Below are 14,574 nucleotides of genomic sequence, written 5' to 3' on the forward strand. Positions count from 1 at the left end.
TTGAGTAGAAGACCAGATATAAGCGCTTAAACCGACGAGTGGACGATAGTCATCAAGGAGTGCCTTTGTCAAGTTGAAAGCTATGATCCCCAATGAATTTCTGCTCGTGAGGCTGAAATGCGCTAATATTTTGGGCTGTCGAAAATAAAAGTATGAGCGTCTAAATTTTCAAAGGACGATTGCAGCCGTAGTATCTAAGCCGTTCGCAACGAGGTTGCGCTCGGGGTAGACGCCAGCAAGATGCCGATTTTCTGATTCAAGGCCGGTTGGAGATTTTTCTTGGCGCCGAAACGAGGACGAGATACTGTGTGAAGCCGGAAAGTCACATGTGGCAACGTGACCGATTGTCAAAGTTTGTCTGCTGGCGCGGCTGGTTAACGAGGTAAGAATTTAAAGATGCAGAGTCGTAGCTCTCGTCACATTGATAATGCGGCGCATATCCGCCGCATTATCGCCACCAGCGTGGTGCTACTGGCTGGTCTGTTGCTTCAATCATCACCGACGGCGCAGGCATGGCGGGCCGAAAGATCCCGGGAGATGACATATGACCCGCAAAGCGGCGACGGCTATGTAGGCTCCGCGAGGTGTTCCTCTTGCCACAGCGAAATCTATCGTCGCTATCTGCAAAGCAGCATGGGAAAATCGATGTTGGATGTCTCATCCTCAGGTATTTCGCCGGGGTTTTTGCGAGATATTTCGCTACCATCGCACTCCTTTAATGCGCAGATGGACCGACATTTTGCCACCTTTACTCAGGATGGAAAGCTTTTTCAGAGCGAGTACCAGCTGGCGCCTGATGGTACAGATATCTTTCGTGATACTCACCAAATTGAATGGGTGATCGGAGCGGGAACCAATGGATTTGGAACCGTCATACGGCGCGGCGACTATCTTTTTCAGGGACCCCAGTCCTTTTACTCGAAGCCGAAGATCTGGGGACCTTCGCCCGGTTATGAGTCGATCGATTTAGGCTTCAATCGTCCCATCCAGGCAGGCTGTATCTTCTGCCACAGCGGAAGGCCAAGACCGATAGCGAACACGAATGGAGAATTTGATAACAAGCCATTTTCTGAGCTCGCAATAGGTTGTGAAAACTGCCACGGTCCGGGCGCCTCTCATGTTGCGGCGATGAAGAACGGAAGTAGCCAGGGGCACAAGTCATTACATATCGTAAATCCAGCCCACCTCACACCGAATCTCGCGGATAATATCTGCATGGCGTGTCACCAGACGGGTGACACGCGTGTCTTGAAGCCGGGTAAGACTTATCAGGACTTTCGCCCAGGACAGCCGCTGGACGATACACTGTCGATCCTGATGGTTCCCCCTACGCCTATCACTCCGCCGAACGCGGATCACGTTGAGCACTATTATTCGATGACGTTGAGTAAGTGCTATCGGGAAAGCAAGGGGCGCCTCAGTTGCATTACCTGTCACGACCCGCATACCGAACCGTCACGTGAAGAAGCCCCAGCATATTTCAATAAAAAATGCCTGACTTGCCATACCGACCACAGTTGCAAATTACCGTTGAATGTCCGCCAGCAGAGCGAGCCCGCAGATAATTGCGTGGGCTGCCATATGGCGAAACGCGATATTGGAGTGATCTCGCACTCCTCTGCTACCAATCACCGTATCCTTGCGCGGCCCGACGAGCCATTCCCTGCGATTACCTTCCAACAGGCTCTTCCATCGCTGCCCGATTTGATCCATCTCGATCCTGTCCCTGGGCGGGAAGGTAATTCTCCACCTATGCTTACCCTACTTGAGGCATATGGTGAATTGGCAGCGAATCGTCCTGAGTACGTTGCACCTTACCTCAAAGTGCTTGATGAGCTAAACAGGACTCAACCTGAAAACGCTTTAGTGCAAGCTTCCTTAGGGAGAAAAGAATTGAAGGAAGGGAACTACCAGGTTGCTGCTGACCACCTAAAGCATGCCCTGCAGATTGGACCACCTCAGGCATCGACATACGCCGATCTTTCTGAAGCCCTGGCAAAGCTTAACCAGCCTGATGAGTCACTTCCGCTGCTTGAAAAGGCGATTGCGCTTGACCCGTATGATCCAGTCATTCAGAAAACTCTGGTAGTGCGGCTGATCCAATCAAAGCAATATGCCCGCGCACTGACCGCGCTCGAACAGTATCTTGAAGTTTTCCCACAGGACTCGTTTATGAGAGAGATGCGGGATCGTGCTAAGGCAAGTCAGTCACGTTGATATGACGGAAGAACAATGACAGCTTGCTTCGTCTTTGCTTCCGGTAGTTCGAGAGCTATATAGTGAAGGCGAATCAAGAAAAACCAGCTCCGTCATTACGCGAAAAGGTGGAGCTAGCAGAATATCCAATGCCTCTCATCATCAGGTTGAATCTGTAGTGCATAAGATTTCCCCAAAAAGGGTTTTGCCCTATCTAAGTGCCTTGATAGGAATATCGGGCATGTTTCCATTCGCGGTCATGGCCCAGCAAAGTCCCGGCTGCAAAGGACCTGCTGATCTGGAAGAGGCTATCGCGACGCGTCCTTCCGCAGCAGCTTACGATGCGTTGGGCGCTTACTTTGCCGGTCACCATCAACTCTCTTGTGCCATCCGTTCCTTCGAATCCGCACTACGTCTCGCACCTGATTCATGGGAAGGACACTATGACCTCGGAATTGCCCTTCTTACGAATCGCAATCTCCAGCAAGCCAGCCATGAATTGCGGACAGCTTCCTCTCTTAAACCTGATACGCCGAAGATTCTTCTTCCATTGGGTGTGTCTTTGAGCGAAGCGGGGCAGCAGGATGAAGCGATCGAGGTATTTCGCCAGGTACTAAAGCAGGATCCGCAATCAGTTCAGGCGCTTGATGGTCTAACCAAAGCGCTGATCGCCCAGAAGCGATATACAGCAGCCATTGCTGAGTTGAAGAATGCCCCTCCGGATGAGGTGTTGCAGTTGAACCTGGCGATTGCTTATTCAAAAAACGGCAATACTGAGGATGCCCTGCAAATACTTTCGGCTATGGTCAAGGAACATCCAACCTATGCTGAGGCTCACACTAATCTTGGAATTGTATATACGCAGCAAAAGCGATTCAGTGAAGCAGCGCGGGAGTTCGAGAGGGCTTTGCAACTGGACCCTACAGACGACGCCGTGCAAATATCGTACGTTAAGTCGCTGACAGCTCTCCTGCAATATGATCGTGCAGAGCCTATCATCCGCGAGTATCTTAGGAAGCATCCAAACGATTTCGATGCCCAGTATTTCGCTGGTGTCGTAGCGCGTGGAACCGGGAATTACGCGGATGCCGAAAAAGCCTTTCGCCAGGCGGTGGAACTCAATCCCAACTATGCTGAAGCTCATTACAATCTCGGTTTTGTTCTAGTACGTTTGGGAAGACCGGCTGAAGCGCGGCCAGAGTTAGAAAAAGCATTACAACTGAATCCAGATTCGAGCGAAGCGCGCTTTCAATTAGCATCCGTGCTGCGCGCATTGGGACAACAAGATCGTGCGCATGAGGAACTCAAGACTCTTCAGCAGAAAAAAGCAGCTGATGTAAAACAGGATGTGGCTTCCGTTAGTGCCAGCCAGGCTAATCAGGATCTGCAGTCGGGTGATGCGCAGAAGGCAGTCGCACTCTATCAAGCTTCGCTAGTCAACGATCCAAAAAACGCACGCACGTACTACGACCTTGCTCTCGCGCTTGATCGTCTGTCGGATTATCCGGCGGAGCGAGAGGCTCTTGAGAAGGCGCAGACATTGGATGCAACGCTCGCACCGGTACATAATCAACTTGGCTTTCTCGATCTGCAAGCCGGTCATACGCAGGACGCAGAGCGTCAGTTCAAGACGGCGATTTCGCTCGATCCGCAATACGCTGAAGCGCAAAATAATCTCGGTGTTCTTTTCGGGCAGCTCGGAAAAGAAGCGGATGCAGAAAAAATGTTCCGCCTGGCAACAGAAAACAATCCTCAATATGGACAGGCATTTGCCAATCTTGGACTGATCCAGGCTGGCGATGGCCGTTACGCGGATGCAGAGGCGACGTTGAGCAAAGCAATTCAACTTGAGCCGAAGAACACCGCGGCATTGAGCGTATATGGAATGGTCCTTGTCCGCCTGAACCGTGGAACGGAAGCCTTGCCTGTCTTTCGTAAAGTCGTTGATCTTGATCCTGATTCTGCTGGGGCGCATCTGAATCTTGGAATCGCCTTGGCTGATAGGTTTGATTCGAAAGGTGCGCTCGCCGAGTTCTCCGAGGCAGTGCGCCTCGATCCAAATAGTGCAGCTGCGCACTACAACAAGGGCAGGATTCTGCTGGATATGCAGCGCAACATCGACGCAAAACCTGAATTAGAGGCGGCGGTGCGACTTGATCCATCTACTGCTGAGGCCTGGTATTTGCTCGGGTTGATTTCCCGGCAGGCAGACCAGACCGATGAGGCTATTGGCCAGTTTGAGAAGGCAATTGTAGCAAAACCCGATTATGTCGAAGCCTTATTCATGCTCGGACAGCAACTGGCGCGCAAAGGTGACACCGCTGGCGCAGTCAAACAATGGCGGAAAGCCATTGAAATTCGTCCGCAATACAGCGAAGCCCTTTTCAACCTCGCGCGCATTCTGAGAAAGTCGAATCCCGAAGAGGCGAAGACAATCGAAGCTCGATTTGAAAATCTGCAAACGCAGGAGCATATTACAGATCGGGCTTCAACCCTCGGTAATTTCGCTTTGGCTTCTGCCGATGCGCATGACTGGCCACAAGCTATCTCACAGCTTAAAGAGGCTCTTCAAGTATGCGAAGATTGCAGCGCATTGCCCGTCTTGCATAAAGATCTCGGTTTGATTTACTGCCGGGCTGGGGATTTCAACAATGGCAAAGCGGAATTGCTTGAAGCACAGAAACTGGCACCGAAAGATGGCGATATTGTGCAGGCGCTAAATGTATTGAAGTCTATGGAAAAATCTCAATAGTATTCTGGCCGTTGAGGTCCAATTTACCCGATCATGGCGCGGTCAACATTGCTGTCGCGGCTTGCTGGGCATCGAGCCGTGCTTTCCGTAACGTCGCGACAGGATCTAAGGTGGGGTAGAACTCCATGGCGATGAATTTGTCGTACTTCAACTGCGCGAGCTTTCGATAAATGTTAAGGTAGTCGATCTCTCCGGTGCCAGGCTCATGACGGCCAGGCACATCGGCGATATGAACAAGACCGACGAGTTCGATATTCCGTTCCAGTTTCTCAATGAGGTTTCCGGCGACACGCTGCTCATGGTAGAAGTCATATAAGACGCGTACGTTCGGGCTGCCTACTTCGCGGGCGATACCGAATCCTTCGCTGACACTGGTCATGTACATAGCCGGACTTTCGATGGGATCGATAGGTTCAATAACGATCTGAATATGATTGGCTGCGGCAATCTCAGCGGCGCGCTTCAGGTCTTCGACACATGCCGCGTGCTGTTCCGCGTGGGATAGAGTGTCTATTTTGCTGGTCGATTTGAGATTGATCTGCGGGCTCTCAAACTCTTTGGCAGTGTTGATGTGCGCGGTGATCTGGGCAAGAAACTCGCTCGTTGCCTTTGGGTCGCCAAAGCCGGCTTTGACGCCGCTCAGAAGGTCGCACCTAAGTCGAAGTGATCGCATTTTTGCCAGGATCCGGCGTCTCTCCTCGCCCGACCAGTTATGGAATTCGCCCGTAAACTCCACCCCCTCATAGCCGGCGTCTGCAACGATTTCCATGCAGCGATCGAGGGGGGCCTGTTTCTCGAGCGTCCAAAGCATGACAGAGAAATGAAAGCCTTTAGGAGGCGATGAAGGTAGTGACTGGCCATGACCTCTGGGAAAGAACTGCCCCAGGCAAGCTGTTGCTGCGAGCTGGTTGAACTTACGGCGATTCATTATTTGCTTATGTTACGTCCTGTCGCGACGGCAGAGGAAAAAATGGCGTGATCTCCATTCCTCGATGTTCATATATTCTGCTCGAAACATGCATGGACGATTTTTCGCTCATCGATCTCGTGGCATCATTGATCTCGAGCTGTCTCGACCCGCCTCGCACAGGAGTAAGTCTTTGCGCAGAGTGCGCTGACAAAAGCACGCAGGGTTGTCAGACAATTGAACAGAAGAGAACCCAAACGATGATTAAACAAGATCTGCAACACAAAAATGCCTTCGGTAATAAACTCTCTCGTCGCGAGTTGCTGAAGTTCTCGGCTGCTTTTGCTGCGAGCCGCGCCACACTGCAGGCGACGCGTGCGCTCGGCCTCAGTAAAGATGATCGAGTAAGGCTGGCCTATGCGGGAACATATAACAAGCCTATTGACGGCGGTGGAGGAAACGGACGGGGTATTTATCTTTTCAAGATGGATTCAATAAGCGGAGAGTTGACATTGGTCAAACTCGCCGCGGAGGCTCGTAATCCTTCCTGGCTCTCAATTGATCCGTCGGGACGATACCTCTACGCTGTCAACGAAATTTCAGACTACGAGGGTGGAAGCGGCTCAGTGAGTGCATACGCTCTTGATGCAATAAGTGGAGAGCTCCGCCTTCTGAACGTGGTGCGTTCTGAAGGAGCAGGTCCCGCCCATCTGAGCGTCGACGCGTCCGGGAAGTACGTCTTCGTTGCAAACTATGCTGGCGGCAGTGTAGCTGTTTTGCCGATACAAAACTCGGGAGCACTTGGCCCGGCCGCATATAGCCATCAGGATAAAGATTCTGTTGGAAGCACGATCCCTTCCGATGCTCCCGCCGGTAGCTTTGCTTTCAGCGGTCACGATAAGCCTCACGCGCATACGATCCAGGCAGCTCCGGGGAACCGTTTTGTGTTGCACACGGATCTAGGACAGGACAGAATCTATGTTCATCGCTTCGATGCTTCCACGGGCGAACTGACCCCAGCGAATACTCCCTTCGTTTCACTTGCCAATGGAGACGGACCTCGTCACTTCGTCTTTCATCAGAATGGCAAATGGCTGTACTCGCTTCAGGAAGAGGCTTCTACGGTAGTGTTCTTTCTCTTTGACCCTGTCACAGGAAGTCTTCGTTCAGAACAAACAATATCGACCCTCCCTGCCGGTTTTCGGGGCACAAGTTTTACTTCGGAGATTGTGCTTTCGATCGATGGACGCTTTTTGTATGTAGGGAACCGGTTGCATGACACCATCGCCATATTTTCTATTCACCAGGATGGGCGGTTGAACTATATCGGAGAAACTTCAACGTTGGGTGATTATCCGCGGCATTTGAGCGTCGAGCCAGGAGGAAATTTTCTCTACGCGTGTAATCAGCGTAGTGATGACATCACGTCATTTCGGATCAACAAGGAAACTGGACAGCTGACGTTTACCGGGCAGTACACGGCCCTTGGCAGCCCAGCCTGTCTGATCTTCCTTCCATAGCACGCAGAAAATGATCAGGTAAATCCGCCGGCACAAAAGTAGAGATTGCTTGCTCCACATGTCCGATATGGACCGCTTCAATTCCAAGTTCCCCACTTCCCGAATCTCTTCCTCTGTGTTTCGCAGAAAGGAAGAGAGCACTTAAGTCCATTGGGCGGATGGCGGAAGCTCCTACAACTTTATGAGGTGGCAATCTTCGACTTGAGCTCGAAGTATATATTTCAGTTCGGAATAGGGTTTGGCTTTAAAAAGCCGTTGCCGTACACCTTGTGCCAGCTGCCGAAAGATCAACGGATGATAAATTGCGTGATTACAATACACGATCAAGAGCAAAGGGTATTCGGATCCGGACTTCTTATGGCTGAAGGTTGAGATCGGCCGCGATCAGGTCGAGGATCGAAGTCCGCAACTGGACAGGGAAAAAATGGTCGCCGGGGAGCATATGCAGGCGAAATTCTGCGGAGGTTTGTCGTCCCCACTCCGAAGCCTCCGATTCAGGCGTCATGGAATCGTAAATTCCACAAAGACAAGTGATAGGGCTGGCGAACGGTGGCTCTTCGGCATATTGATAGGTTTCGACTACAGACATATCAGCACGCAGCGCCGGAACCAGGATGGCACAAAGTTCCTCATGCTCAAGGATTTCCGGCGGAACTCCTCCATACCTCTGCTGAATCTCCTGAAGAAGGTCACGGTTTCCCAAAGTGCGTACGGGTGAATGTGCCCAAGGCACAGCAGGTCCGGGAGATGCGGCTGCAAATATATGTAGCGGCCCGGGCAAGTCTCGCCGACGAAGCTCCCGAGCCGTTTCGAATGCCACTTTGCCTCCTAAACTGTGCCCAAAGAGTGCGTAGTCCTTATCCAGGAATTCGATCATCGAATCGGCAATCGATTCCGCCATATTCTTCATGGATTGCAGCGGTTCTTCGCGCAGCCTGTTTTCTCTGCCCGGAGGCTGGATGAGGGCGATTTCGATCTCGGGATGGCAATCCTCAGCCCAGCGCCGAAAAGAACTCACTCCTCCGCCCGCGCGAGGAAAGCAGAATAATCGAATACGTGCCGAGGGCCGAATAGAAGGCCGTACAATCCAAGGCGTTACGACGTGAGAGGTATGCATCTGTCAATAGCGGTTAAGTGAGTGCTGCTATATTGAGGGGGAAGCTTTTTATATTTTATTTATGCTCTCACGTCGATGGAAAATTTTCACAGGGTTAAGCTGTGTTCATTTTGCAGCAAAGTGTGGAAGATAAAAAAATGTTTTTAAAGCTATCTTCCAGGCCAAATATGGGCTAGTCTGGTTTCGCGGGTTGCAAGTGGTACTGGTTATGTTGAAATTTGCCTGAGCGACTGAAACACTAAAAAAATCGCCAGAAGTTTATCCGCAAGCATTAATTTTTCCGAGAATTTGCTGGCTGCTTTATTGTTCAAAGTTTCATCCAGGCATCTGTGAGACCGCTTTTTCTCCGCGGGTTAGTTTGCCTGGAAATATACGAAACATCCCCCCTTAAAATCTGACTTTATTCAACCTTCCGGTAGTTGCCCCCATTGCCATGAAGGGAACAGCGCACTGACGAACCTCGCCAGAGAGCCTTGCTGCCGGTTCAGCAGACGCGCACGGGGAAGTAATTAGTCATGTATTCGAACCGGGGAAACTTGATAAAGAACGCAAGCGAGTCCGCCTCTGAGCCGATCGCGATCATCGGCATAGGCAGCCGCTTTCCCGATTCCTCTGACGCGGAAGCATTGTGGAAGGCAATCGTAGAGAAACGGGACTGCGTCGGCGATTTCCCGGGAGGGCGTTCTGCTGAACTTAACGCCTTTTACCTACAGGCGGGAACCGACACACGGCCGCCCACACGTCGCGGAGGATTTCTCAGAGACGTCGATAAATTCGACGCGGCTTTCTTTGAGATTTCGCGTCGTGAGGCGGAATGGATGGATCCGCAGCAGCGCCTGCTCCTTGAGGTCGCCTGGGAAGCTTTAGAAGACGCAGGGCAATCGTTCGAAGCTCTACGCGGCAGCAGGACCGGCGTATTTGTGGGCATCTGGACCAATGGCTACGAAATTCATGCCAACGCAAACTCGCCAGCCGCAGATTTCTTCAATTTAACTGGCGGCCCAACCTACGCCGCCTCCGGACGCATCGCCTACCAATTAGATCTGCGCGGTCCAGACTTGTCAGTCGGAGGAGCCTGTGCGGCCTCACTGGTTGCGGTGCACCTCGCGGTCGGATCGCTGCGCTCGGGCGAGTCTTCCATGGCGCTGGCTGGTGGGGCCAACCTCATATTCCGGCATGAGGAGACACAGGCTTTCAGCCGCGCGGGCATGCTCGCTCCAGATGGCCGCTGCAAGTTTGGGGACGCGGCGGCAAATGGAATCGTCCGCAGTGAGGGAGCGGGAATCCTAGTCCTCAAAAGGCTTTCGGATGCCGAGAATGATGGCGATACGATTCTCGGATTGATTCGTGGAACAGCGATGGTCAGCGGCGGACGAGCAGGCAGTTCGCTCACAACGCCAAGTATGTCGGGAGAACGGCAGGCAATGCTGGGGGCTCTTGCGGATGCGGGAGTTTCGCCGTCCAGTATTCAGTATGTAGAAGCTCATGGAACCGGATCGCGCGCCGGCGATCCCGTCGAGCTACAGTCGATCGCGTCTGTTTTCGGCGGTGAAGGCAGGCTCAATTCGCCATGTAGAGTCGGCTCCATTAAGTCAAATATCGGTCATGCGGAATCTGCAGCTGGCGTGGCTGGAATCATCAAGACAGTTCAGGCTCTAAGGCATAAGGTCTTTCCCGCCACCCTGCACGTAGAGCAGGCCAACCCAGCAATCGACTGGAAGACAACGGGTATCATGTTGGAACGACAGGGTTCTCCCTGGGAAAAGCTGGACCAGTCTCCGCGACGGGCGGCCGTGAATGGTCTCGCTCTCACAGGGACCAACGCGCACGTCGTTCTCGAAGAAGCACCCGAAAGCGCTCGAACCCATACTCCAGAGCGATCTTTATATATTTTGCCAATTTCTGCGGCGTCGGGCGAAGCGCTTCGCCAGCGAATTCAAGAAATGGCCATCCAGCTTAAGAGACTGGAAGGGAATGCCGATACTACGCCTATAGCGGACATCTGCTACACCGCCGCGGTCCGCCGCGGCCATCTTACTGAGCGCGTCGCCGTAGTCGGGGGAGACACCGCACGAATTGTAGAGCAGATGGAACGCTATCTGGCGGGTTCGGATACACCGTGCGTAGCAACCGGTACCGTCGAGTCAGGTGGCGGCAAAATAGCGTTTATCTTTCCCGGGCAAGGCTCGCAATGGATTGGCATGGGGCGAGAGCTACTAAAAGCGGAGCCAGTGTTTCGCGCCACCCTCGAAGCATGTGACCAAGAGATACGGCGTCAGGCAGGATGGTCCGTTCTTGATCAGTTGGAAGATGCATCGTCGGAGGGCCCTTGGGCCCGGATCGACGTCATTCAGCCGACGCTCTTCGCGATCGAGCTGGCACTTGCGGCATTGTGGCAATCGTGGGGCCTTGCGCCTTCGGCGGTGGTTGGTCACAGCATGGGAGAGGTGGCCGCGGCTCACGTCGCCGGCATTCTCTCACTCGAAGATGCAGTAACCATCATTTGCCGGAGAAGCTCTTTAATGATGCGGGTGGCCGGAGCTGGAGCAATGGTGGTGGTCGATCTACCACAGGCAGAAGCCGAGAAGGCAATCGAAGGCGTAAGAGATCGCGTATCCGTCGCCGCCTCGAATAGCCCGCGCTCGACCGTCCTCTCCGGTGATCCCCGAACCCTCGATGAGGTTATCGAGAGCCTGGAATCGCAGGATATTTTTTGCAGGCACGTTCGTGTCGATGTCGCCTCGCATAGCCCGCAAATGAATCCCCTTAACGACGCACTTCTTGCTGCTTTGGAAGGCGTAAGGCCGCAGGCTGGAACCATCCCGCTCTGTTCAACGGTTCGCGCAGCGATCGTCAATGGCGAAGAGATGGATCGCGTGTATTGGGCGAGTAATCTACGCGAGACGGTGCAGTTTGCGCGCTCTATAGAACTGTTGGTGCGGCAGGGCTTCAACACCTTCATCGAGATGAGTCCGCATCCGATTTTGCTGCAATTTATAGAACAGACGGCGGCTTTGAATGGTGAATCTGCTCTGACTGTAGCGTCCACGCGTCGTGATGAATCGGAAACCGAGGCGATGTTGTTGTCCCTTGGGCAACTTTATACGAATGGAATCTCAGTCGATTGGAAGCAACTTTACCCGGCTGGCAATCTGGTCAAGTTACCAGCGTATCCCTGGCAGCGACAGCGCTTCTGGATTGAGTCTTCGGTCGCGAAGGCAGATTTATATGAAACGCCGCGCACCATTACACAGGATCCGAGCGCTGTCGGCCCCGACCCAGAAAGTAAGTCTGAGTCATTTCTCAAGAAGTGGAACAGACTTGAACCGGAAGAACGTGACAGCGCACTCATCCAATGGCTACGCGAAGAGGTGGCGGAGGTGCTTTTCTCTGAGGCCGATCAGGTTACAGAGAACGAAACGCTTAAATCTCTCGGAGTTAATTCTCTGATGACGCTTGAGTTGCGAGACCGAATCGAACTGGAAATAGGAATTACGCTTTCGGCCGGCACCGCATGGAACTATCCGACGGTGGCAGCACTCGCCGAGTATCTCAACTCGCAACTGGCACCTCATGAAAGGGCCAGCAAATCAGCAGCAGGTGCGCTAGGGGATGCAGAGCCTGCGCAAACACATGGCCTCTCAGCAGCAGAGCTGCTCGAGGCTGAATTAGCGGGAGCAGAGATGCTTCTCAACGGGTAGAGCGCATGACGATGCGAAATCAAAACGACGAGTTACTGGACCGTGCGAGGCATGTCATCCGCGAACTGGGAGAGAAGCTCGCAGCGGCAAAAGCCCAAGGTTCGCCTGAGCCAATTGCAATCATCGGAATGGCCGGCAGGTTTCCCGGTGCGGGTGAGGACCTGGAGGCTTTCTGGCAAATGATTGCCGAGGGCAAAGATGCAGTGACCGACGTGCCACCTGAACGATGGGATAGAGATGCGTTCTTCAGTGCGCAGGCTCCGACACCGGGAAAAACGAATGTGCGTCGCGCCGCCTTCCTGGAAGACGTAACCCACTTCGATGCTGCATTTTTTGAAATCGCTCCACTAGAGGCGATCCGAATGGATCCCCAGCAGCGGATATTTCTGGAAACGGCATGGCATGCTCTGGAAGATGCCGGGCTCACACGCGCTCAACTGCGCGGAAGTGAAACAAGTGTCTTTGTCGGTGTTCATGGGCACAGCGCGGACTATGGCGCGATGCAGTTCGAGAATCTGGGAGAGCTGGATGGGTATGCCGCAACTGGGACAGCGCATGATGTGATCGCCGGCCGCTTGGCCTACTGGCTCGATCTGCGTGGTCCGAGCATGGTCGTTGATACTGCATGCTCTTCGTCCCTTGTTGCCGTCCATCTGGCCTGCCGCAGTCTTCGTTCGCGCGATTGCAACTGCGCGATTGTCGGGGGCAGCAATCTGCTGTTGTCTCCACGCACGAGCGTGGCGATGTCGCAACTGCAGATGCTGGCAGACGATGGCAGATCCAAGACCTTCGATAGTCGGGCGGATGGCTTCGGGCGTGGCGAAGGATGTGGCGTTGTGGTGTTGAAGCGTCTGAGCGATGCTCAGCACGATCGGGACCGCATTCTCGCAGTAATTCGAGGCTCTGCGACTAATCAAGACGGGCACACGAATGGGCTTACAGCTCCGAACGGCCTTGCCCAGCGGCGCCTTTTGCGTCGCGCGCTGAAAGATGCCGGAGTCGCGCCATCGGAGATCGGATATTTCGAAGCACATGGAACAGGAACCGCGCTTGGGGATCCCATTGAAGTGGAAGCAATCGCGGAGGTGCTTCGAACCGAAGCGACGACAGCCCCGTGTGTTCTTGGATCTGTAAAAGCAAATATTGGACATCTCGAGGGGGGTGCCGGTATTGCGGGACTCATCAAAGCCGTCATGGTACTTTCGCGTGGCTATCTGCCGCCGGTTGCCCATCTGGAGGAGCTCAATCCGCATCTGGCACTTGAAGGATCGGGACTTTCCATTCCAAGGCGAGGACGTGAGTGGACGAGAGCTGGACGCAGGATCGCCGGAGTGAGTTCTTTTGGCTGGTCAGGTACAAATGCGCACGTCGTTGTCGAAGAGGCTCCACAAAGCGCGGAACGCATGGAGAAGTACTCAGGAGAGCCGGTTCTGATAGCTGTCTCGGCACATACGCCCGAAGCGTTAAAGATGATGGCAGAGGCATACGCCGCTAAAGTTGAGTTGGCGTCCGGGCAGGAGCTCGTCGATATCGCTTACAGCTCAACGGTACGGCGAACGCACCATGCGCTCCGTATTGCTGTCGTGGGTTATACCGGCTTCGAGATCGCGTCCGAACTTCTTAGAAAAGCTTTGGGGAAAGAAGACCCACCACTTGCCGGCGATGTTCAGCCAGTCGATCGTTCTTTGCGCCTGAAACAACTCGCGGGTGCTTATGAGCGGGGCGCTGAAATCAATTGGCGTGAGATTTATTTTGCGAATGGCAGATTGGTAAGCCTGCCGCGATATGCTTTTCAAGGAAAACCATACTGGTTCGTCACACGGGATAGTACCGACAACTCAGCAACAGAGCCACAGGCACAACATGTTTCTGAAATTGCACCGACAGGCAATCGGCGCGAAACGCCGGTCCTGGCAATTGCGTCCGAGAAAAGCGCTGCAACGGATTGGCTCGAGGGTTTCTCCGGACTCTCCTCCAAGGACCGTATCGAGAAGCTGCTTGTGTTCGTGAGCGGTGAAGCCAAGATGGTCTGTGGACTACCGCACGACGAACCGCTTGATGAGAACCGAGGCCTGTTTCAGATGGGCATGGATTCTCTGATGAGTGTCAAGTTGAAACGCCGATTGGAAGCAGGCCTGGGATTGAAACTGCCGGGCACTTTAACGCTTACGTATCCGACCGTTGCCGCAATAGCCAGATTCTTAGACGGCAAAATGTCCGGGAAGTCTCCTGAGAAAACCGCGCCAATTCTCTCTGCGAGGGATACGAAACAGTCAGTGCAGGAGACTACCACGGTCTCAGGCATGAGCGCTACGGAGACGGATACGGCTCTCGCCGCCGAGCTTGCGGCGATCCAAGAGAAGTTAGGAGTGTACTGACGG

Annotated in this window: 7 protein-coding genes; 5 read left to right on the top strand and 2 right to left on the bottom strand. The window is 53.4% G+C overall.

The features are described 5' to 3' along the window. Nucleotides 1-396: 396 nt before the first annotated feature. Together GSQ86_RS11135 and GSQ86_RS11140 are read left to right on the top strand one after the other, a co-directional pair. Entirely contained in the window at nt 397-2,217 is a 1,821-nt protein-coding gene (locus GSQ86_RS11135; protein ID WP_158750007.1) for a cytochrome c3 family protein, read from the top strand. Nucleotides 2,218-2,251: 34 nt separating this feature from the next. Then, nucleotides 2,252-4,948, top strand: coding sequence for a tetratricopeptide repeat protein (locus GSQ86_RS11140; protein WP_158750008.1), 2,697 nt, complete (start codon nt 2,252-2,254; stop codon nt 4,946-4,948). A gap of 31 nt (nt 4,949-4,979) precedes the next feature. Here GSQ86_RS11140 and GSQ86_RS11145 read toward each other — a convergent pair whose 3' ends face one another. Then, complete coding sequence (locus GSQ86_RS11145; protein ID WP_158750009.1) at nt 4,980-5,876, bottom strand: TIM barrel protein; 897 nt, start codon at nt 5,874-5,876, stop codon at nt 4,980-4,982. Nucleotides 5,877-6,115: 239 nt separating this feature from the next. Here GSQ86_RS11145 and GSQ86_RS11150 point away from each other — a divergent pair, with 239 nt between their 5' ends. Beyond that, nucleotides 6,116-7,375, top strand: a complete 1,260-nt coding sequence (locus tag GSQ86_RS11150; RefSeq protein ID WP_158750010.1) for a lactonase family protein — start codon at nt 6,116-6,118, stop codon at nt 7,373-7,375. A gap of 355 nt (nt 7,376-7,730) precedes the next feature. On the opposite strand, the gene GSQ86_RS11155 is transcribed toward GSQ86_RS11150, so the two are convergent. Continuing rightward, entirely contained in the window at nt 7,731-8,492 is a 762-nt protein-coding gene (locus GSQ86_RS11155; RefSeq protein ID WP_256366831.1) for a thioesterase II family protein, read from the bottom strand. Between the two features lie 515 nt (nt 8,493-9,007). On the opposite strand from GSQ86_RS11155, the gene GSQ86_RS11160 reads away from it, so the two are divergent. Beyond that, the gene (locus GSQ86_RS11160; protein ID WP_216841116.1) at nt 9,008-12,193 is read left to right on the top strand and encodes a type I polyketide synthase; all 3,186 of its coding nucleotides are present in this window, start codon (nt 9,008-9,010) and stop codon (nt 12,191-12,193) included. A gap of 11 nt (nt 12,194-12,204) precedes the next feature. Next, nucleotides 12,205-14,571 carry a beta-ketoacyl synthase N-terminal-like domain-containing protein gene (locus GSQ86_RS11165; RefSeq protein WP_158750013.1) on the top strand — a complete coding sequence of 789 codons (2,367 nt, stop codon included), beginning with the start codon at nt 12,205-12,207 and terminating at the stop codon, nt 14,569-14,571. Nucleotides 14,572-14,574 lie beyond the last annotated feature (3 nt).

The sequence above is a fragment of the Acidobacterium sp. S8 genome (genome assembly GCF_009765985.1).
Lineage (GTDB): Bacteria > Acidobacteriota > Terriglobia > Terriglobales > Acidobacteriaceae > Alloacidobacterium.